We start from the raw sequence: 22,453 nt of genomic DNA, 5'->3' as shown, positions 1-22,453 counted from the left end.
TTCTAAAAGCAAAAAAGAAGCGACAATTGAGTCGCTTCTAATTTTAGTAGAGTAGAAATTAGTGACTGTGGCAGAAGTCAAGTACCATACGGCCTTGGATAGTACCGGCAGCCATTTCATCAAAGACGGCTTCTGCATCTTCTACAGGGCGTTTTTGAACAACTGGAACAACTAGGCCCATAGCACCAAAGTGGAAGGCTTCTTCTAGGTCTTTACGAGTACCAACTAGAGAGCCGACAACCTTGATACCGTCTAGTACTGTTTTGACAATGCTGAGATCCATGTATTCAGATGGAAGTCCGACAGCCACGACATAGCCACCTGCACGAACGCTGTCAATAGCCTGGTTGAAGGCAACCTTAGAAACAGCCGTTACGACAGTTGAGTGGGCACCGCCACCAGTTACTTCCTTGATATAGCCAGGCACGTCTTCCACTTCAAGACCATTGATGATGACATCTGCACCGACTTCCTTGGCTAATTCCAATTTGTCATTATTGATATCTACAGCAATAACGTGGGCATTGAACACTTTCTTAGCGTATTGGACTGCAAGGTTGCCTAGTCCACCAGCACCGTAAATGACAATCCATTGACCTGGTTCTAGGTGTGCTTCCTTAATAGCTTTATAACAAGTAACGCCGGCACAAGTGATAGAACTTGCTTGAGCTGGATCAAGACCTTCTGGAACTTTTACCGCATAGTCAGCTGTTACGATACATTGCTCAGCCATACCACCGTCAACAGAGTAGCCCGCATTTTTTACAGTACGGCAGAGGGTTTCACGGCCAGTAGTACAGTATTCGCAAGTACCACAACCTTGGAAGAACCAAGCAACGCTGACACGGTCGCCGACCTTCAAGCTGGTCACATCAGGGGCGATTTCAGTAACGACACCAATCCCTTCATGCCCAAGAACACGGCCAGGGACCTTGCCAAAATCACCTTGAGCAACGTGTAGGTCAGTATGGCAGACACCACAATATTCAATCTGAACCAGAGCTTCGCCAGTTTCAAGTGGACGAAGTTCTTTTTCAACAACGACAACACCAGTAGATTCTGGATTAACGACAACTGCTTTCATGGCAGACCTCCTATTTATTATAGCACATTCTTTGAATGTGTTAATATAGATATTTTCTTGTTAATAATATCACATAAAACAAGAAAATGCAAGTAAATCAGGAAAGAGGGCTATGTATCTGCTTTTGAAAACAATCAGATAATTACTGAAATTTTTTCATAAAAAGTCATTTACTTGTAAGCGTTTTCCTGTTAAAATAGAAACCAAGGGGGTTAGTTGTTAGATTTTTATATCTTAGGTTTATTTTTGAAGCTGTTAACAGATACATTTCAGAAAGTTTTCTGAAATGTACTCCAGATAAACAAAAAGAAAGCGCTTTCAAAAACAAAACAGAAAAAATGTGAAAAAATTAACAATTTCTCTTTACAAATAAAATAAAAAATAGTAGAATAACATTGTGAAAAAGTTAACAAATAGTTAACGAGTATATTTGGAGGAACACAATGGCTGATAAAAAAGTTGTATCACCAGAAGAAAAATTAGCAGAAGCTCGCAAGCACGTTGATGAGCTTGTTCAAAAAGGTTTGGTTGCTCTTGATGAGTTCCGCAAACTTGGTCAGGAAGAGGTAGACTACATTGTAGCTAAGGCTTCGGTAGCTGCTCTCGACAAGCACGGTGAATTGGCAATGCACGCTTTTGAAGAAACCAAACGTGGTGTATTCGAAGATAAGGCGACTAAAAACTTGTTTGCCTGCGAGCACGTTGTCAACAATATGCGCCATACAAAAACAGTTGGTGTTATTGAAGAAGATGAAGTAACGGGCTTGACCTTGATTGCTGAGCCAGTTGGTGTTATCTGTGGTATCACCCCAACTACCAACCCAACGTCAACAGCTATTTTCAAGTCATTGATTGCCTTGAAAACGCGTAACCCAATCGTCTTTGCCTTCCACCCATCTGCCCAAGAATCTTCAGCCCATGCAGCGCGTGTTGTCTATGAAGCAGCTGTGGCAGCTGGTGCTCCAGAAAACTGTATCCAGTGGGTAACAAAACCATCTATGGAAGCAACGTCTGAATTGATGAAGCATGATGGTATTGCAACGATCCTTGCAACTGGTGGTAACGCAATGGTGCGTGCGGCCTACTCTTGTGGTAAACCAGCTCTTGGTGTAGGTGCCGGTAACGTTCCAGCCTACATTGAAAAATCTGCAAACATCCGTCAAGCTGCTCATGATATCGTCATGTCTAAGTCATTTGATAATGGTATGGTCTGCGCGTCAGAGCAAGCAGTGATCATTGATAAGGAAGTGTATGACGAGTTTGTAGCTGAATTCAAATCCTACAAAACTTACTTTGTTAATAAGAAAGAAAAAGCCCTACTTGAAGAGTACTGCTTCGGTGTAAAAGCCAACAGCAAGAACTGTGCAGAAGGCAAATTGAATGCGGACATCGTAGGTCGTCCAGCTGCATGGATTGCTGAACAAGCTGGTTTCTCAGTTCCAGAAGGTACCAATATCTTGGCAGCTGAAGTTGCTGAAATCGGTGAAAAAGAGCCATTGACTCGTGAGAAATTGTCACCAGTTATTGCAGTATTGAAAGTTGAAGGCCGTGAAGAAGGTCTGGAAGCAGCTCGCCAAATGGTTGAATTCCACGGTCTAGGTCACTCAGCAGCTATCCATACAGAAGATGCTGAGTTGGCCAAAGAATTTGGTACAATCGTACGTGCGATTCGTGTTATTTGGAACTCTCCATCTACTTTCGGTGGTATCGGTGATGTTTACAATGCCTTCTTGCCATCATTGACACTTGGTTGTGGTTCTTATGGACGTAACTCAATCAGTGATAACGTAAGTGCGATGAACTTGCTCAACATCAAGAAAGTAGGAAGACGTAGAAATAATATGCAATGGTTTAAAGTTCCTTCTAAAACATACTTCGAACGTGATTCTATCCAATACCTCCAAAAATGTCGTGACGTTGAACGTGTGATGATCGTTACGGACCATGCCATGGTAGAACTTGGTTTCTTGGATCGTATTATTGAACAATTGGATCTTCGTCGTAATAAAGTGGTTTACCAAATCTTCTCAGACGTTGAACCAGATCCAGATATCACAACAGTTTACAAGGGTACAGAATTGATGCGTACCTTCAAACCAGATACAATCATCGCACTCGGTGGTGGTTCACCAATGGATGCTGCCAAAGTTATGTGGCTCTTCTACGAGCAACCAACAGTTGACTTCCATGACCTTGTTCAAAAATTCATGGACATCCGTAAACGTGCCTTCAAGTTCCCAGAACTTGGTAAGAAATCTAAGTTTATCGCGATTCCAACAACATCTGGTACAGGTTCAGAAGTAACACCATTTGCTGTAATCTCTGATAAGGCAAACAACCGCAAGTACCCAATTGCTGACTACTCATTGACTCCAACTGTGGCAATTGTTGACCCAGCGCTTGTATTGACAGTACCTGCCCATGTTACTGCTGATACTGGTATGGACGTATTGACCCACGCTACAGAAGCATATGTATCAACAGTAGCCAACGACTTCACAGACGGTCTTGCGCTTCAAGCTATTAAACTTGTCTTTGAAAACCTTGAAAGCTCAGTGAAGAATGCTGACTTCCACTCACGTGAGAAAATGCATAATGCTTCGACTATTGCAGGTATGGCCTTCGCCAACGCCTTCTTGGGTATTTCACACTCAATGGCCCACAAGATTGGTGGACGTTTCCACACAGTTCACGGTCGTACAAACGCTATCTTGCTTCCATACGTTATCCGCTACAACGGTACTCGTCCAGCTAAGACAGCTACATGGCCGAAATACAACTACTACAAAGCAGATGAGAAATACCAAGACATCGCGAAAATGCTAGGACTTCCAGCTTCAACACCAGAGGAAGGTGTTGCTTCATACGCACAAGCTGTTTATGACCTCGGTGAGCGTATCGGTATCCAAATGAACTTGAAAGCGCAAGGTGTGGACGAGAAAGAACTAAAAGAATATTCTCGTGAATTGGCTCTCCTTGCCTACGAAGACCAATGTACACCAGCTAACCCTCGTCTAGCAATGGTTGATCATATGCAAGAAATTATTGAGGATGCGTACTACGGTTACAAAGAACGTCCAGGCCGTTTGAAATAATTTTTCCGTCGAGCCTCTGCGTTGGCTTGGCTAGGTGAACTTGAGTTCAACCGTCGCCTTCGCCGCCTAGACTCTCTTAGGAAAAACTGATTTCAAATATGATAGTGTTGGTTTTTACCAATACAAATCATTCTTTGATGGTTTGGGTGGTTTAGTCAATCTGCCTAGAAAGACTTAGGACTAGAAATAGTTCGGTAACAAGTTTAGGCTTGTATAGTAAATCGTGACTTGGTCTGTTGGCCAGGGACCATGCACAGGTAAAATGCCTCCAAACCTTCCTATATGCCAGTCTATTTTCGGATAGACTGGTTTTTCTGTTTTTACTTAATAGGATAGGCCATAATCTTTACCTATTCCCATGTAATCCTCAATTGATAGCAAAAAAGGGGGTATTTCTAGTCTGTTGACCCTTTACAAATAAGGAAGGATAATGGGCGACTTTCTGTAAGTTTTCAAGCTCTTATCTTCAAAAAACGTTGGTTTTATTGGCTTTTTCATGATATTAAATGAAAGCAGGTGTTGCAAAAAGGTATTAGAAAAACTTATAGTTTTAGCTTGTATAATTTCTTGATATATAAATGTTGATATGTTAAAATTTGGTGTTGATTATTCTTAGTTATCTAATTAGAGAATAGATAACTGCGACATTTAGAAAAGGGGGGATTTTCTTTAATGAAACAGAGGAAATCATATAATTGGTACGCTGCTAAGCAGCGATTCTCTATCCGCAAGTATCATTTTGGTGCCGCTAGTGTCCTATTAGGGGTTTCTCTAGCCTTGGCAGGTGGAGCGAAAGCTTTGGCCAACACAGTGGAGCCAGATACTTTACCACAGCTAATTTTGGAAGCGCAACCAAAAGATGAGGGTGAAGGACTTTTCGAAACTGGTGCAGAGTTTCTGGAGGGTTCGGTTCCTGTTGAGGTTTCAACCGAGGGAGATACATTAACTCCTGTGGAAACAGTAACAGAGGAAACCCAAGAGGTGGTGGAACGTACAGCAACCATCAACTACATCGTGAACTATGTGCTAGAAGACGGTACACTTGTAAACGCAGTAGTGAAATCAGCTACAGTTACTACAACAGACGCAACTGCTAAAACAACAGTTGAAGTAGTAGCAGAACTACCAGAAGGCTATGAGTTGGCTACAGGTCAAGCAGCGACAGTTTCTCAAGAAGTGACTGAAGCTGGTGAAAACCTCGTAACAGTTAAGCTTGTTAAGAAAGCAGTTGCAACACCTGCTTCAACACCAGCAACGACATCTACTACAGCTACTCCAGCAACGACTACAGCAACACCAGTTGCAACAACTCCTGTAACAGTTGAAGAAGGGAAAGTTGTCCTTGAGCAAAATATCTCAGAAGCTGTTGTTTTGTCAGACGAAGCTAACCGACTTTATACTGCAGCACCAGAAGGCAATGAGTCTTTGAAAACAGCTGCAGACGCAACGAAATTGGCTACGACAGAAGCTACTACGGTCTTGAAAGATTCAGTAGCAACACTTGAACAAGTAAATGCTCAGATCGATGCAGTTCGTACAAACGTTGAAGCTCTTGCTTTGGAATTGCGGAAACGCGATGAAGATGGGGTCTTGACAGCAATGTTAACTACCACTACTACAAGCACTCTGGGTATTGGAGAAGGAAGCGGTACGCTCATCAACACAAGTACAACTGCAACGCCAGATATGGCAGATCCTAATGGTGCAGCTGTGACGGCTCCAGTTGAGGGGACATATGTTGGAACTACTGAAGTAGGCTATACGACCGTTGATTTTACTCCGCTGTCTTACTATGATGCTATCATGGGTTGGCAGAAATACAGAGACTTAAATGGACAATCAACCGGAGGAGCATATTTTAGAACTTCTGTGCTAACTGGTGCTCCATCGAGTCCTTTGCTTATTGAACTTGTGGATAAAACTGGCTCTGTTCTTGAATCAAAATTTATTACTCAAGGTGAAACTGCTTCATTTACAACTTTCCAAGCCACTTCAGGTGTAAATCTCCCTCTTGAAGTAAGTTATCGTCCTGATGCGGGCAGTACCTCAATTTATGGAACGACCTTCTTTACTTTTGATGAAAACACGATGGAAGTTTCTAGATTTATTCCGCAGCCGGTTACTGCTACTACGTATTATAAAACTCTTCCAAATCCTGATAGTATAAACCTTGCAACCTATGAAATTGGCACTGTTCCAGGTGCTACAACCACACCTTCAGGACAAAGAGAGTTTTTAGGTTATGCTTATGATTCAACAACAACTGAGACAACTACATTGGGACTTTCAGCTACTGTCCCATATGTTGACTATGCGCGTGCCAATATGCTTGGTGTAGGCCATAAAACGGTTGTTTCACCGGTAGATACTAATGGTACCATTGTAAGAGACTTTTATGTTGCTGGAACTTCTGTTGAAGGGACGTTGGATTATTTCTCAGCTGACACAACAGGTTTTATTCATATTTTGACAAGTTCACAATTGGCACCTGGTGAGTCTAACACGGCTATGGTTATGAACTCGGATCTCTTGGATAAAGGTTATAAGGTTTACATTGTTGACGCAAGTCAACCAGGGCAGACTAATAATGATATCATTCCACCTAATGGAACACTGGTTACAGATCCAGCTCAATTAGATTTTTCAAGTCTATCAACTACTAGTCACTGGTTCCATATTGTCATTAATGAAAATCCTGCGCTTGGAGAATTAGGTTTTACACGTGTTAGACTGGGAAGTCCTAAGAATCCTTCTCGAATTCAATTACAATATAGTACTAGATTAGATGGTACGAAGGATATTAATAATGATGGGCAACCTGATACCTTCTTAGGAACCAACATTGGTTTTGCAATGAACAATACGCCAGTTTATTCGTTGACAGAAACGACTCACTGGTATACTCCAATCCCACAAATCGCTCAAATCATCTATCAAACTGAAGATGGAACTCAATTGGATAATATTGATTCAGTAACTGGCAATCCTGGCGATACAATCAATTACTCAACTACTAATCGTATCAATGCCTACAAGCTAGCTGGTTATGAGCTTGTATCGGACGGTGGTCCGCAGTCAGGTCAGGATGCGACATTTGACTTTACGAACGATGATGCGACTGATCCATCTCAAAAATTCTATGTCGTCTTAAAAGAACGTATCGTTGATATTCCAAAAGATGTTGTTCCAGGTCAGCCAGTAGATCCAACAGATCCAAACTCACCAGTATGGCCAGACTCAGTTGGCAACTTGAGCTTGACAGAAGAAGTAACTAGGACCATCACTTATGTGGATGAAGCAGGTAATGAAGTGGCAACTACCTTCACGGATAAGGTGACCTTCACCCGTACGGCTCAAGTCAACTTGGTAACAGGTGACATTACGTATGGTGCTTGGACAGCAGATAAAGCGGACAATGTTCTTGATGGAAATGTCTTGCCAGAAGTGCCAGGTTATACAGCTACAACTGCCACTAAAGACGGTGCAGATGTAACACCTGCGTCAACAACTGTCTATGCTCAGGTTGCTGCTGACAGCGCGGATATTGTTGAAAAAGTTGTTTACGTACAAGATACTCAAACTGCTAAGATAACTATCTCTACAGTAGATGCCAACGGCGGGAACAAAACTGAATTTGCTGCAGTCACAGAAACTGGTAAAGCAACTGAGCCAATCGCTACAAAAACCACAGAGGATGTTCTTCTTGAGTTGAAAGCCTTGGGATATGATGTAGAAGTCAAAGTAACGGATACCTTCCTAGATTCAGCGAAGACGTTCGATAATGTGAAAGATGCGGCAGATCAACCATCTCAATCTTATGAAATCGTTGTAAAACCACGTATCGTTGATATTCCAAAAGATGTTGTTCCAGGTCAGCCAGTTGATCCAACAGATCCAAACTCACCAGTATGGCCTGCGGGTGTAGATAATCTGACCCTTACTGAAGAAGTAACTAGAACTATCACTTATGTGAATGAAGCGGGCGAAGAGGTAGCAACCACCTTCACGGATAAGGTAACCTTCACCCGTACGGCTCAAGTCAACTTGGTAACAGGTGACATTACGTATGGTGCTTGGACAGCAGACAATGCGGACAGTGTTCTTGATGGAAATGTCTTGCCAGAAGTGCCAGGTTATACAGCTACAACCGCCACTAAGGACGGTGCAGATGTAACACCTGCGTCAACAACTGTCTATGCTCAGGTTGCTGCAGACAGCGCGGATATTGTTGAAAAAGTTGTTTACGTACAAGATACTCAAACTGCTAAGATAACTATCTCTACAGTAGATGCCAACGGCGGGAACAAAACAGAGTATGCAACTGTGAATGAGACAGGTAAGCATACAGAACCAGTAGCGACGACCACTGTTGAAGAAAAACTTCTGGAGTTGAAACGCAAAGGCTACGACGTTGAGACTAAGATAACAGATACCTTCCTAGATTCAGCGAAGACTTTCGATAATGTGAAAGATACAGCTGACCAACCATCTCAATCATATGAAATCGTTGTAAAAGAACGTGTCGTTGATATTCCAAAAGATGTTGTTCCAGGTCAGCCAGTTGATCCAAACGATCCAAATTCACCAGTATGGCCTGCGGGTGTAGATAATCTGACCCTTACTGAAGAAGTAACTAGAACTATCACTTATGTGGATGAAGCAGGTAATGAAGTGGCAGCTACCTTCACTGAAAAGGTAACATTTAGCCGCACAGCCCAAGTTAACTTGGTAACCGGTGAGATTACTTATAGCGATTGGACTGCGGATAACGGCGATAATGTCCTTGCTGGAAATCCATTGCCAACAGTAGCAGATCACCAAGTATCAACTGCTACCAAAGACGGTGTTGCGGTTCTACCTGCTTCAACTAATAGCGAAGTACCAGTAGTAGCAGATAGTGCTGATATCGTTGAGAAAGTTGTTTATGTTAAAGATAAAGGTTCAGTTACCATTCAGTACAAGGACACAGATGGTAATGTCATTAAGGCACCTGTCATCGACGAAGATAACGTTGCTGTTGGTACTGCATATGACACGACTAACGAAGGTGACAAACCAACTGTTATCCCGAATGCGGATGGTACCAAATATGTACTTGTTCCAAGCTTGACGGAAGGTGCTGAAACAGGTACAGTTGTTAAAGATGGAACAACTGTTACTTATGTCTACCAAAAAGTAGCCAACTGGATTCCAGTTATTCCAGGTCTTCCTGAAAACGAGCGTCCAGTGTTCCCTTATCCATTTGATCCAGAGAACCCAGATCAACCACTCACACCAACACCAGACACAGTAATTCCTTATGTACCAGGATATGTACCAGTAGGTCCAGATGGTAAGACGCCATTGACACCGGTTGATCCAAATGACCCAACTAAGGGATATGAACCACCAACACCAAGCACTCCAGGTGACAATACCTATATTCCATATGTGAAAGTGGAGAAAGGTTCTGTACTTGTCGCGTTTGTGGATGAAGCTGGAAGCCCAATTAAGTCCGTCGTGACGGATACCGACAATGCTGAAGTTGGTACTAGCTACGATACAACGGATCAAAAAGAAGATGTCATTAAGGCAAACGGCTTCACGTACTACTTCAAGGAAGTGAAAGCTGGTTCTGCAGAAACTGGCAAGGTTGTTGAAGGTGTGACAACAGTTACGTATGTCTATACTAAAGTAGCGAACTGGATCCCAGTTATTCCAGGTATACCTGAAAATGAACGTCCAGTATTCCCTTATCCGTTTGATCCAACCAATCCGGATAAGCCAATTGATCCAACAACACCGGGCACTGTGATTCCATACGTTCCAGGATATGTTCCAGTAGGTCCTGATGGTACGACGCCATTGACACCGGTTGATCCAGAAGATCCGTCTAAGGGTTATGTACCACCAACACCAAGCACACCAGGCGATAATACATATATTCCTTATGTGAAGGCTGGTTCAGTAGTTGTTAAGTATCAAGATACTGACGGTAAGGAATTGATTGCACCTGTTGTAGATGAAAACAATGTAAAAGTTGGTACTGCCTACGATACGACTGATCAGAAGAAATCTGAAATTATCGATGCTGAAGGCAACCGCTATGTCCTAGTTCCATCTAAGACAGTTGGTTCAGAGACTGGTGAAGTAACAGATGGTACAACAGAAGTTATCTATGTGTACCAAAAAGTAGCCAACTGGATTCCACAAATTCCAGGTGTTCCAGCAAATGAATACCCAGTAGTACCATATCCATTTGATCCAAACAATCCAGATGTACCGGTGACGCCTACTCCTGATACAGTGATTCCATATGTTCCAGGTTATGTGCCAGTTGGTCCAGACGGGGTAACTCCATTGACACCAGTAGATCCAGAGGATCCATCTAAGGGTTATGTGCCACCAACAGTGGATAATCCAGGTGAAAATACTCCAATCCCTTATGTGAAGGCTGGTTCAGTAGTTGTTAAGTATCAAGATACTGATGGTAAGGAATTGATTGCACCTGTTGTAGATGAAAACAATGTAAAAGTTGGTACTGCCTACGATACGACAGATCAGAAGAAGACTGAGATTATCGATGCTGAAGGCAACCGTTACGTCCTAGTTCCATATAAGACTGTTGGTTCTGAAACGGGTGAAGTAACAGATGGTACAACAGAAGTTATCTATGTGTACCAAAAAGTAGCCAACTGGATTCCACAAATCCCAGGTGTTCCAACTGACCAGCTACCGAAGACAAGCTATCCATTTGATCCAGAAAAACCAACGGCCCCAATTACTGGTATTCCAACCAATCCAATAACCGACAAGCCAGTTGTTCCGTTCGTTGACGGTTATACGCCAGTAGATCCAGCAACCAATACCCCATTAACTCCAGTGGATGAAACAGACCTGACCAAGGGCTATATTCCACCGACTGTCACAAACCCTGGTAAGGACACCCTTATTCCTTATGTCCAAGACAAGGGTAGCGTGACCATCCAGTACAAGGATACAGATGGCAATGTCATCAAGGATCCTGTGACAGATGAGGACAATGTGGTTGTAGGTATGCCATATGATACAACGGATGAGGGTGATAAGCCTACTGAAATCGTGACCAAGGATGGTAGCCGGTATGTCTTGGTTCCATCTAAGACAGAAGGGGCTGAAAAAGGTAAGGTAGCTAAGAATGGTACGACTGTTACTTATGTTTACCAAAAAGTGGCCAACTGGATTCCAGAACTTCCAGGTGTTCCAGATAATGAGCGTCCACGTATTCCATATCCGTTTGACCCAAATAATCCAGACACACCATTACCACCAAGTCCAGATACAGTGGTTCCGTATGTTCCAGGTTATATCCCAGTAGGTCCAGATGGTGTTACTCCATTGACCCCGGTAGATCCAGCGGATCCGTCTAAGGGCTATGTTCCACCAACACCTAAGATACCGAATGAGGATATGCGCATTCCGTATATTCCAGTTAAGAAGGGCAGTGTGACCATCCAGTACAGGGATACAGATGGCAATGTCATCAAGGATTCTGTGACAGACGAGGACAATGTGGTTGTAGGTACGCCATATGATACGACGGATGAGGGTGATAAGCCTACTGAAATCGTGACCAAGGACGGCAGCCGTTATGTCTTGGTTCCATCTAAGACAATCGGCACAGAAAAAGGTCAAGTCTCTGAGGGGTCTTCAACGGTTACTTATGTTTACCAAAAAGTAGCCAACTGGATTCCAGAACTTCCAGGTGTTCCAGATAATGAGCGTCCACGTATTCCATATCCGTTTGACCCAAATAATCCAGACACACCATTACCACCAAGTCCAGATACAGTGGTTCCGTATGTTCCAGGTTATATCCCAGTAGGTCCAGATGGTGTTACTCCATTGACCCCAGTAGATCCAGCGGATCCGTCTAAGGGCTATGTTCCACCAACACCTAAGACACCGAATGAGGATATGCGTATTCCGTATGTTCCGACTGTCCCAGCAGAACCAGCCCAGCCAGTTCCACCGGTTGTTCCAGTAGAACCAGAGCAACCAGTTCCACCAGTTGTTCCAGCAGAACCAGAGCAACCAGTTCCACCGGTTGTTCCAGCAGAACCAGAGCAACCAGTTCCACCGGTTGTTCCAGTGGAACCAGCCCAGCCAGTAGTACCAGAATCTCCTAAAGGTTCGGAGTTGGCAACGCCACATACACCAACAACTACTAAAGCTGGTGCGGCTCAATTGCCAAACACTGGTGAAGCGAATACAGTAGCCTTGCCGGCTCTTGGTCTGAGTATGCTAGTTGCTACTCTTGCTTTAGCAGGAAAACGTCGTTCTATGGAAGAATAGGCTAAGATTCGTTTTTCAGAATAGATAGTTCTGTTAGATAGCACCTCTCTAAAGGAGGTGCTTTTGAGTGCAGAAAAGAGGCTCTTTGTCAACTGTAGTGGGTAGATGAAAAGCTAACACCTAGAGAGGACGAAGTTCGTTCTCTCTTTCTTTATGTTCAAAGCAATCAAAATACGTTTTTTAAAATTTTCAAAGTTCCTGAAACCAAAGGCATTTCTTTTAATGACTTTGATGAGATTGTTGGTAGCTTCCAGTTTGGCGTTCGAATAAGGCAATTCCATGGCGTTTAAAACCTTTTCTTTATCCTTTAGAAATGTCTTAAATACCGTCTGGAAAATAGGATTAACATTGGCTATTTCCTGTTCGATAAGGTCAAAGAAATGATCTGAGTTTTTCTCTTGGAAATGGAACAAGAGAAGCTGATAGAGTTCATAGTGCTGTCGTAGTTCCTCTGAAAAAGACAGTAGTTTTTCTAGGATTTCCTTGTTAGTCAAGTGCATGCGAAACATAGGGCGATAAAATCGTTTATCGCTGAGTTTACGGCTATCTTGTTGTATCAATTTCCAGTAGCGTTTCAAGGACCGGTATTCCTGCGATTTTCTGTCGAATTGATTCATAATTAGAATACGAACGCGGTTCATAGCACGGCTAAGGTGCTGCACAATGTGAAAGCGGTCCAGAACAATCTTGGTGTTTGGAAATAGCTGTCTAGCCAATTTGTAGTAAGGACTAAACATATCCATGGTAATGACTTTGACTTGATTTCTAACCTTTCTAGGATAGCGTAGAAAGTGGTTTCGGATGGTTGCTTGTGTTCTTCCGTCTAGAATAGTTATGACATTTAGGGAGTTGAAATCTTGAGCGATAAAGCTCATTTTCCCCTTTTTGAAGGCATACTCATCCCAGCTCATCACCTCAGGTAAGGTATTCCAATCTGTTTCAAACTTGAACTCATTAAGCTTTCTCATAACTGATGAGGTTGAGATAGATAGCCTGTGTGCAATATGTGTCATTGCTTGATTTTCGATGAGTAATTGAGCAATCTTCTGGTTAACAGCGACGGAGATTTGGTGGTTCTTCTTGACAAGAGGAGTTTCAGCGACCGCTATTTTTCTGCAATCTTTACACTTGAAGCGACGCTTTCTAAGTCGGATAAGCAAGGGATAACCAGCAGTTTCTAGGTAGGGAATTTTGGAGGGTTTTTGGAAGTCGTATTTTGCCATTTGTCCCTTGCAGGAGGGACATTTAGGGGCTGTATAATCCAAATGACCATGAAGTTCTAAGTGAGTTCCCATATCATATTCATTAGAGATAGTGATATTTTTGTCTTTAATTCTGAGAAGATTTGTGATAAGATTTAGTTGTTCCATATGAGTCTTTCTAATGTGAGTTTGGTTGCTTTTCATTATAGGCCATATGGGACTTTTTTTCTACAATCAAAAAGACTCCATAATATCCATAGAGGATTTACCCACTACAGATATTATAGAGCCCGTTTTTCAGAATAGATAGTTCTGTTAGATAGCACCTCTCTAAAGGAGGTGCTTTTGAGTGCAGAAAAGAAAGGGAAGACGCATATCTTCCCAATTTTCTGTCAATTTATGGTAGAATAGAAAAAATAGATTTTTTACGAGGGATACCATGACACTAGTTTATCAATCAACACGCGATGCTAAAAATACTGTATCAGCTAGTCAAGCCATTTTGCAGGGCTTGGCGACTGATGGTGGTTTGTTTACACCGATTTCCATTCCAACGGTTGACTTGGACTTTTCTGTTCTCAAAGACGCTTCTTATCAGGAAGTTGCTAAACTGATTTTGTCAGCTTTCTTGGATGATTTTACGGCAGACGAACTGGACTACTGTATCAACAATGCCTATGACAGCAAGTTTGACACGCCAGTTATTGCCCCAGTGGTTAAGCTAAAAGGTCAGTACAACTTGGAACTCTTCCGAGGCTCAACCATTGCCTTTAAGGATATGGCACTGTCTATCCTGCCTTACTTGATGACAACTGCGGCGAAAAAGCATGGTTTGGAAAATGAGATTGTCATCTTGACAGCGACTTCAGGCGATACAGGCAAGGCGGCTATGGCTGGCTTTGCGGATGTCCCTGGCACGCAAATCATCGTCTTTTATCCACGCGACGGTGTGTCTAAGGTTCAGGAATTGCAGATGACCACGCAGACAGGGGATAATACGCACGTGGTGGCTATTGATGGTAACTTTGACGACGCCCAGACAAATGTCAAACACATGTTCAACGATGAGGCCCTTCGTGCCAAGTTGGCGGCTAAGAAACTCCAGTTTTCATCAGCCAACTCCATGAACATCGGCCGCTTGGTGCCACAGATTGTTTATTATGTCTATGCCTACGCTCAGCTGGTTAAGACTGGCGAGATTGCGGCGGGCGACAAGGTCAACTTCACTGTTCCGACAGGCAACTTCGGTAACATCTTGGCAGCTTACTACGCTAAGCAGATCGGTCTGCCAGTTGGCAAGCTCATCTGTGCTTCCAACGACAACAATGTCTTGACCGACTTCTTCTCAACTGGCGTTTACGACAAGAACCGCACCTTCCGCGTGACAACCAGTCCATCCATGGACATCTTGGTGTCCTCAAACTTGGAGCGGTTGATTTTCCATCTCTTTGGCAATGACGCTGCAAAAACAGCGGAGCTGATGGAAGCCTTAAACACAGCTGGTCAGTATGATATTCAAGGGGCTGACGCGGATATCTTATCACTCTTTGCTGCCGCCTTTGCGACGGAAGAAGAAACCGCTGCGGAAATCAAGCGTGTCTATGACGAGTCAGCCTACATTGAAGATCCACATACGGCTGTTGCCTCAGCTGTCTATAAACAGTATGTGGAGCAAACAGGGGACCAAACTCCGACAGTGATTGCTTCTACAGCAAGTCCTTACAAGTTCCCAGTAGTTGCGGTTGAAGCGGTGACAGGTCAATCAGGCTTGACCGACTTTGAAGCCCTTGCTAAACTGCATGAGATTTCAGGTGTAGCCCTGCCACCAGCTGTGGACGGCTTGGAAACAGCACCAGTCCGCCACAATACCGTTGTTGCAGCTGCAGATATGCAGGCTGAAGTAGAACGTTATTTGGGTGTGTGATAAAAAATGACTTATGACAAATTGCTTGAAACAGGCAGTTTGTTTTCTTTTTTCAATACAAATTAAAATTTACAGACAATTCAAAAAATGATATACTATATATAATTACTTAAGAGTGAGGTGGGCGATGGAACAGGAACAAGAGATGGTTTCCCGTGAGAAGAAAAAAGCCCTCTTGAAGCGGCTCAAAGAACGCATCAAGCCCAAGATGAAGCTGGTCTATTTGGCAGCACCGCAGGGCTTGGATACGATTGTGGAAGCCAGTGACTTTTCAGCAGGAGAAGGACAACGCCTGGAACTCATGCGGGCCCTGCTCAAAAATGCGGATTGCTATATCTTTGATGAGCCGACCAGTAACCTGGATTCGCTCAACGAAGCTCGCTTTATCCAGCTGGTCAAGGCACACTGTCAGGGCATGGTCTTCTTGATTTCCCATAGAAGCTCGACCATGGCCTGTGCGGCTACCATCTTCCGCTTGGAAGCTGAACAATTAGTAAAGGAAAGATAAATGAAAAAATTACAAGTAAAGGATTTGATGGTAACAGGGGCATTTGCGGCTCTCTACTTTGTTTGTGTTGGTCTGGGAACTCTGCTGAGCCTGGTATTTGACCGGTCAGGTAATATGATGTATGCTCCTGCTGGAGTAGCTCTTTTAGCGGGCCCGGTTTATATGCTCTTGATCGCCAAGGTTGGTAAGCAAGGTTCTATTAGCCTGGTCGGTGCGGTCATGGCCTGTTTCTTTTTCCTATCAGGCTATATGACGGCAGCCTTTCTCCCAAGTTTGACCTTTGGCTTGTTGGCAGAAATGGTAGCGAAGTCAGGTCACTATAAACAAAAATGGACCAACCTTCTTAGTTACATTGTATTTTCCTTTGGAAATTTAGGTCCTATTATTCTCATGTGGCTCATGCGGGATGCCTATGAAGCTAGTTTATTGGCACGTGGGAAGTCGGCTGAGTATGTGTCCCGCGTTATGCTGGACTTTACACCAGGAAATGTGTTCTGGTTGTCAACCACTATTATTCTAACGGCTCTTGTGAGTGGTCTATTTGGTCAATATATGGTCAAGCGTTATTTTAACCAATCGGGATTTCTTTCATGAAACTAGATGCGCGTACAAAAATCATGTTAGTTGTTTTTGCCAGCTTTACCTATGGTTTGCGCCTGACTATCCTAGAAAATGCAGTGCTGGTCTGTGGATTTAGCCTGCTTTTCTGGTTTTCTGGCAAGCCAAAGATGGCGCTCATCGGCCTGCTAGCCTATGCCATGTTTGGCGGCTTGTCCTATCTTTCATTTTTGCCAGCCTGGCTGACGCATTTCTTAGTCGTTCTAACTTATACATGGCCCCCGCTGTTAGCAGGGCATTTCTTGTTAATGACGACGAGTGGATACGAACTGATTCATGGTCTGCGCAAATGGCGCTTACCAGAGATCTTTCTCTTGACCTTGGGGGTGATGTTTCGCTTTCTACCAGCCATCAAAGAGGATGCACGGACCATTGGTGCCTCTTTACAGGTGAGGGGGATGTTTCTGCGAAAAAGAGATCTTGTTTGTAGACCGGTTCAGTACCTGGAATGTTTCTTGGTGCCCCTGATGATGTCCCTCTTGCGAACAGCTCAGGAGTTGACAGTGGCCAGCTTAACAAAGGGATTGGCTGTATCTGTAAAACCAGCTGAGTATATTCAGTCGTCCTGGACCATGCTAGATTGGAGTATTTGCTTATGTTGTTTCAGTTTTCTCATCCTGGTCCAGCTGTGACGGTAAAGGATTTGGAATTGACCTATCCAGGTGCAGACAAGCCTGCCCTGTCTATTTCAGAATTGACCATACCAGCTGGTCAGTGTGTCGTACTCTGTGGTCAGAGTGGCTCTGGAAAATCTAGTTTTCTCAAGGTCTTGAATGGTCTAGTTCCCGAGTATTATCCAGCCCAACTATCTGGTCAGGTTTATCTAGGTGATCAGGAGTTTAGAGGGACAAGTTTAGAGGAACTATCCCGTCAGGTTGCTTCAGTCTTTCAACATCCCTCTACTCAATTCTTTCATAGTCAGGTCCTGCAGGAATTGGTGTTTCCCTGTGAAAACCAAGGTCTGTCCAGAGAAGAAATCACGCAGCGTTTGGCTTGGGTCAATGACTTGTTTGCTTTAGAGCCCTTGTATGAACGACGGATTTCCAGCCTATCAGGTGGTCAGCAACAGGTCTTGGCTTTGGCTGTTGCAACCATGCAGGGCTCAGATGTGCTGGTCTTGGATGAACCGACGGCTCATTTGGACCAGCAGGGGATTTCAAGGGTTCAACACATTTTGCAAACCTTGAAAAGACAGGGGAAAACCATTATCATCGCGGAACACCGCCTGTCCTATCTCAGTCACTTAGCTGACCGGTATTTGTATTTTCAGGATGGGCACTTGGTGACGGACTATCTGGCAGAAGAATTTTTAAATCGAACAGATTCCTGTCGTCAGGACATGGGGCTGCGTTGCTACGATTCGGAACCTTTTGGGCGGGCAATAGCAGAGCGAGCCAGTCAGTTTGTCAGTGATGAGCAAGGCTTGCTTGTTGAAAATTTGTCTGTCAGCCAGTCTGGGACCCTTCTTTATCAGATTGAAAAACTCTGTTTGGCACCAGGTCAGGTGGTTGGTCTGGTTGGACCCAATGGCTCTGGTAAGACGAGTTTGGCTCATTTTTTGGTTGGTCTGGCAGATGATAAGAAGGCTAGGATTTCTTGGCATGGTCAGTCCCTGTCCAGTCGCCAACGTCTTGAAAAAACAGCCTTTGTCATGCAGGAGGTCCGACTGCAACTCTTTTCTGAAACAGTTGCTAGGGAACTGACCCTGGGGCAAAAAGGGAAAAACTTAGATGAAGCCTTACTCCATCGCTTTCGCTTGGACCACCTGCTAGACAGACATCCAGTCAGCTTGTCAGGTGGTGAGCAGCAACGCTTGATGATGGTGGCAAGCTTATTGGCGGACAAGGAGATTCTTGTCTTTGATGAGCCAACCAGCGGTTTGGATTTGCGACAGATGCAAGAAGTAGGCAGGGCACTTCTTGATTTAAAAAAGAAAAATAAATTAGTGCTATTGATTTCCCATGACGAAGAACTCTTGGAGCTGGTTTGTGATAAAATAGTAGATATCAAGCGATTGAGATGGGGAGCATGAACAAACAGAGGAAAGAAATACTAAGGATTGCCCTGCCTGCCATGGCAGAAAACATTCTTCAACTGCTGATGGGGATGGTGGATTCCTATCTGGTAGCTAGTCTTGGGCTTGTTGCCCTGTCTGGAGTGTCTTTGGCCAACAATATCTTGGCGGTCTATCAGGCTATATTTATTGCTCTAGCGGCAGCTATTTCTGCACGCTTGGCTCAAATGCTGGGGCAGGGGAAGACTGAGAAGGTGAGCTATCTTGCTAGTGAAGGTCTTAAAGTGACCCTATTTGTCAGCTTGGTTTTAGGGACTGTTGCAGTTTTGGCAGGTCCGTCCTTGCTGATAGGTTTGGGAGCTGAAGCTGCTGTTGCCAAGGCAGGTGGTCTTTATCTCATCTTGGTTGGTGGAGGCATTCTCTTTCTCGGTCTGATGATGAGTTTAGGAGCTATGTTAAGGGCTTTAGGACAACCTCGTTTTCCTATGTATATCAGTCTGCTTTCCAATCTCCTCAACGCTCTCTTTTCGGCTTTTGCTGTTTTCGTGCTTCATGCTGGCGTGGCTGGAGTTGCTCTTGGAACGGTCTTGTCACGACTAATAGGTTGCTTCCTGCTTTGGGCAAAGCTGTCTATCCCTTTTGAAAAATGGACCTGGTCTTGGGACATAGAACTCATCCGACTTGCCTTGCCAACGACTGGGGAGCGTCTGATGATGCGGGCTGGAGATGTGGTTGTTGTCGCTTTGATTACTGGTTTAGGTACAACAGTTGTAGCTGGTAATGCCATTGGAGAAACACTCACTCAGTTTAACTATATGCCGGCTATGGGAATTGCCACGGCAACTATTATCTTGGTAGCCAAGCATAGACAGGAGCAGGCGGAGGTTGAGGATATATTTAAAAGGAGTTTTTTCCTCTCTCTCCTATTTATGTTACTGGTAGCTATTACAACCTATTTATCTGGTCCACTTTTAATTGGTTTGTATTCAAAAGAACCACAGGTTGTTCAGGCCAGCCAGACAGTTTTGCTCTATTCCATGTTAGGAGTTCCCTTTACGGTTTCTACTCTTGTTTTAACTGCCTTGTGGCAAGGTCTGGGTAATGCTAAGCTACCATTTTATGCGACAAGTCTAGGTATGTGGATAGTCCGAATTGGTCTTGCCTATCTACTTATTGGAGTATTTCATCTAGGTTTACAGGCTATTTGGATAGCAACCATAGCAGACAATGCTTTTCGTGCAGGATTTTTGTATGTCCAATATAGGCGAGAAAGAAAAGTTAAAATTGATTAAGGAATGTCTAAGAAAACTTTCAGTTTTGCTTAAGTTTGTTCTTGTATACTATGTTCAAGCTAGAAATAGCAAACAATTTTCTTTTCACCTAAAGGTGTCCCTATCTCTAAGTCGCAAGCGACAAAGAGCTAGGTATCATATAATCTCCTAGAGAACAGTCGACTGAGGTCGGCTGTTTTCGTTTGTTGATTAGAACTTGTTTCAGCTATGAATTTTTCAGAAAACATCTAGAAACTTTCAGTTTTTCTTAAGCTAGCTCTTGTATACTATATTCAAGCTAGAAATAGCAAATTTCTTTTCACCTAAAGGTGTCCCTATCTCTAAGTCGCAAGCGACAAAGAGCTAGGTATCATATAATCTCCAGAGAACAGTCGACTGCGGTCGGCTGTTTTCGTCTATTATTCTTATGAAAAATGGTATAATAGTTGTGATTGTGTAAGGAGAAGAATATGTCAGTAGTAGGAAAAGCAAATGGAAAAATCATTTTGATGGGCGAGCATGCGGTTGTCTATGGTCAGCCAGCAATTGCTATGCCTTTTTCTGCTGTTGAAATTACCGCTCAGGTAAGGGCGCAGGGTCAGGCTCTGAGTGTTGCCTGTGACTTCTACGAAGGCTTGGTTCACAAGATGCCAAAAATCTGGGAAAGCCTCAAGCATGCCATTCGTTTCTCACTCTATCGTATCGGCGCGCCGACAGATCCTGCTATCCACATCGAAATCAGCTCCAGCATTCCCGCCGAACGAGGCATGGGGTCTAGTGCTGCGGTGGCAGTAGCCGTTGCCCGCGCCCTCTTTGCCTATTATGAAAAAGAACTGACCGACAGCGAGCTCTGGGACATCGTCCAGTCTTCGGAAAAAATTGCCCACGGCAATCCCTCGGGCATCGATGCGGCGACCACCAGCGGCAAGTCCCCCGTCTTTTTTATCAAGCACCAGCCCATCGAACCTTTTGAGCTGAAACTCCATGCCCACTTGGTAGTGGCTGATACAGGCGTGACGGGAAACACCTTGGAGGCCATTTCAGACGTGGCGGATTTGTTGGAGAAAAAGCCAGAGGCTATCAAGCTAGTAGAAGAACTGGGCAACTTGACCCGACAGGCCAAGGAAGATTTAGCCACAGACCAGGCAGAGCTTCTAGGCAGCAGAATGAACCAAGCTCATGCCCTCCTGCAAGAATTAGGCGTGTCTGATCCTAGCCTAGATAAGCTCGTCAGCCTTGCCCAAGAAAATGGAGCCCTCGGAGCCAAATTAACCGGTGGTGGTCGTGGCGGTTGCATGATTGCCCTGGCAAGAACAGCCCAGGATGCCCAAAAACTTGCACACATCCTTGACCAAGCAGGCGCCCGCCAAACCTGGATACAGTACTTAGGAGAAACCAATGACTAAACAGACAGGCATTGCCCGTGCCCATACCAATATTGCCTTGATTAAATACTGGGGAAAACGAGATAAGGAATTATTCCTACCCATGAATTCCAGTTTATCCCTGACCCTTGATGCATTTTATACGGATACCAAGGTTGTTTTTGACCCAGAATTGACTGCCGATGAGTTCTATCTCAACGGAATATTACAAAAAGAAAAAGAAATGTTAAAAATTTCTCGATTTTTGGATTTGTTTTGCGAATATATAGGTGAAAGGGCATTTGCCCGAGTGGAAAGTCTAAATTTTGTTCCGACTGCGGCTGGTTTAGCCAGCTCAGCCTCAGCCTTTGCAGCGCTGGCTCTTGCAACCGCAACTGCCTTGGATTTAGATTTGTCACCAGCTACCCTATCAACCCTTGCTCGCAGGGGTTCTGGCTCTAGTACCCGTAGCCTATTCGGTGGATTTGTTGAGTGGGATATGGGAACTGGTTCGGAAGATTCGATGGCCCATCCCATTGACGATGCGGATTGGGATATCGGCATGGTCATCTTGGCGGTCAATACCGGACCGAAAAAGATTGCTAGTCGAGAGGGAATGGACCACACAGTTGCCACTTCACCATTTTACTCAGCCTGGGTAGATACAGCCAAACAAGACTTGGCGGACATCAAGGTAGCTATTGCTAGCCGTAATTTTGAAAAACTTGGTCACATCACAGAACACAATGGCATGAAGATGCATGCGACAACTCTCTCTGCCAATCCGCCTTTTACCTACTGGTCAGCTGATAGCCTAGTGGCCCAAGAGGCAGTCCGTCAGGTTCGTGAGGAAAGAGGTTTATCAGCCTACATGACCATGGACGCTGGACCAAATGTCAAGGTCCTCTGCCGAGCAAGTCAGATGGATGAGCTAGTAGCTGAATTGTCCAAGGTCTTCCCAAGAGAGAAAATCATCACCAGCAAGCCTGGACCTGCTGCCTATGTTCTCAGTGAGAAGGATTGGCAGGCATCACAAACAGCGTTTGAAAAGGGCTTGTAG

The 22,453-nt window shown here is 44.1% G+C and carries 12 protein-coding genes; 10 read left to right on the top strand and 2 right to left on the bottom strand.

What is annotated here, in order from left to right; genetic code table 11:
- Positions 1–58 precede the first annotated feature (58 nt).
- Complete coding sequence (adhP, locus tag PW252_RS09865; protein WP_105124292.1) at positions 59–1,084, bottom strand: alcohol dehydrogenase AdhP; 1,026 nt, start codon at positions 1,082–1,084, stop codon at positions 59–61.
- Between the two features lie 443 nt (positions 1,085–1,527).
- Here adhP and adhE point away from each other — a divergent pair, with 443 nt between their 5' ends.
- Positions 1,528–4,179 carry a bifunctional acetaldehyde-CoA/alcohol dehydrogenase gene (adhE, locus tag PW252_RS09860; RefSeq protein ID WP_248049490.1) on the top strand — a complete coding sequence of 884 codons (2,652 nt, stop codon included), beginning with the start codon at positions 1,528–1,530 and terminating at the stop codon, positions 4,177–4,179.
- A 672-nt stretch (positions 4,180–4,851) separates the two neighbouring features.
- Positions 4,852–12,492, top strand: coding sequence for a mucin-binding protein (locus PW252_RS09855; protein ID WP_248049492.1), 7,641 nt, complete (start codon positions 4,852–4,854; stop codon positions 12,490–12,492).
- A gap of 113 nt (positions 12,493–12,605) precedes the next feature.
- Here PW252_RS09855 and PW252_RS09850 read toward each other — a convergent pair whose 3' ends face one another.
- Complete coding sequence (locus PW252_RS09850; protein ID WP_316716633.1) at positions 12,606–13,862, bottom strand: ISL3 family transposase; 1,257 nt, start codon at positions 13,860–13,862, stop codon at positions 12,606–12,608.
- 271 nt (positions 13,863–14,133) lie between these two features.
- Between PW252_RS09850 and thrC the strand changes: the two genes are divergently transcribed.
- The 8 genes from thrC (at position 14,134) to mvaD (ending at position 22,453) form a co-directional block, all read left to right on the top strand.
- Complete coding sequence (thrC, locus tag PW252_RS09845; RefSeq protein WP_248051417.1) at positions 14,134–15,618, top strand: threonine synthase; 1,485 nt, start codon at positions 14,134–14,136, stop codon at positions 15,616–15,618.
- A gap of 127 nt (positions 15,619–15,745) precedes the next feature.
- Positions 15,746–16,126 carry an ATP-binding cassette domain-containing protein gene (locus PW252_RS09840; protein WP_316716737.1) on the top strand — a complete coding sequence of 127 codons (381 nt, stop codon included), beginning with the start codon at positions 15,746–15,748 and terminating at the stop codon, positions 16,124–16,126.
- On the top strand, positions 16,127–16,720 hold the full coding sequence (locus tag PW252_RS09835; protein ID WP_248051419.1) for an MptD family putative ECF transporter S component: 594 nt from the start codon (positions 16,127–16,129) through the stop codon (positions 16,718–16,720).
- Positions 16,717–17,376: an energy-coupling factor transporter transmembrane component T gene (locus PW252_RS09830; RefSeq protein WP_248051421.1), complete on the top strand. Its 660-nt coding sequence runs from the start codon at positions 16,717–16,719 to the stop codon at positions 17,374–17,376. The genes PW252_RS09835 and PW252_RS09830 overlap by 4 nt, the downstream gene beginning before the upstream one ends.
- On the top strand, positions 17,340–18,776 hold the full coding sequence (locus tag PW252_RS09825; protein WP_248051422.1) for an ABC transporter ATP-binding protein: 1,437 nt from the start codon (positions 17,340–17,342) through the stop codon (positions 18,774–18,776). Before PW252_RS09830 ends, PW252_RS09825 begins: the two co-directional genes overlap by 37 nt.
- A complete protein-coding gene (locus tag PW252_RS09820) occupies positions 18,773–20,050 on the top strand; it encodes an MATE family efflux transporter (RefSeq protein ID WP_248051424.1) in 1,278 nt (425 codons plus the stop codon). Before PW252_RS09825 ends, PW252_RS09820 begins: the two co-directional genes overlap by 4 nt.
- A 449-nt stretch (positions 20,051–20,499) precedes the next feature.
- Complete coding sequence (gene mvk, locus PW252_RS09815) at positions 20,500–21,435, top strand: mevalonate kinase (RefSeq protein ID WP_248051426.1); 936 nt, start codon at positions 20,500–20,502, stop codon at positions 21,433–21,435.
- Positions 21,428–22,453: a diphosphomevalonate decarboxylase gene (gene mvaD, locus PW252_RS09810; RefSeq protein ID WP_248051427.1), complete on the top strand. Its 1,026-nt coding sequence runs from the start codon at positions 21,428–21,430 to the stop codon at positions 22,451–22,453. The genes mvk and mvaD overlap by 8 nt, the downstream gene beginning before the upstream one ends.

The organism is Streptococcus sp. 29887 (assembly GCF_032595075.1).
Classification (GTDB): Bacteria; Bacillota; Bacilli; order Lactobacillales; family Streptococcaceae; genus Streptococcus; species Streptococcus iners.
The sequence above is the reverse complement of the archived record's forward strand: the minus strand, read 5'-3'. Positions and strand labels throughout refer to the sequence as shown.

What these genes read in the sequence shown, in the direction of transcription:
- adhP (WP_105124292.1), bottom strand. Translation starts at nt 1,084, where the DNA reads ATGAAAGCAGTTGTCGTTAATCCAGAATCTACTGGTGTTGTCGTTGTT.
- adhE (WP_248049490.1), top strand. Translation starts at nt 1,528, where the DNA reads ATGGCTGATAAAAAAGTTGTATCACCAGAAGAAAAATTAGCAGAAGCT.
- PW252_RS09855 (WP_248049492.1), top strand. Translation starts at nt 4,852, where the DNA reads ATGAAACAGAGGAAATCATATAATTGGTACGCTGCTAAGCAGCGATTC.
- PW252_RS09850 (WP_316716633.1), bottom strand. Translation starts at nt 13,862, where the DNA reads ATGGAACAACTAAATCTTATCACAAATCTTCTCAGAATTAAAGACAAA.
- thrC (WP_248051417.1), top strand. Translation starts at nt 14,134, where the DNA reads ATGACACTAGTTTATCAATCAACACGCGATGCTAAAAATACTGTATCA.
- PW252_RS09840 (WP_316716737.1), top strand. Translation starts at nt 15,746, where the DNA reads ATGGAACAGGAACAAGAGATGGTTTCCCGTGAGAAGAAAAAAGCCCTC.
- PW252_RS09835 (WP_248051419.1), top strand. Translation starts at nt 16,127, where the DNA reads ATGAAAAAATTACAAGTAAAGGATTTGATGGTAACAGGGGCATTTGCG.
- PW252_RS09830 (WP_248051421.1), top strand. Translation starts at nt 16,717, where the DNA reads ATGAAACTAGATGCGCGTACAAAAATCATGTTAGTTGTTTTTGCCAGC.
- PW252_RS09825 (WP_248051422.1), top strand. Translation starts at nt 17,340, where the DNA reads ATGTTGTTTCAGTTTTCTCATCCTGGTCCAGCTGTGACGGTAAAGGAT.
- PW252_RS09820 (WP_248051424.1), top strand. Translation starts at nt 18,773, where the DNA reads ATGAACAAACAGAGGAAAGAAATACTAAGGATTGCCCTGCCTGCCATG.
- mvk (WP_248051426.1), top strand. Translation starts at nt 20,500, where the DNA reads ATGTCAGTAGTAGGAAAAGCAAATGGAAAAATCATTTTGATGGGCGAG.
- mvaD (WP_248051427.1), top strand. Translation starts at nt 21,428, where the DNA reads ATGACTAAACAGACAGGCATTGCCCGTGCCCATACCAATATTGCCTTG.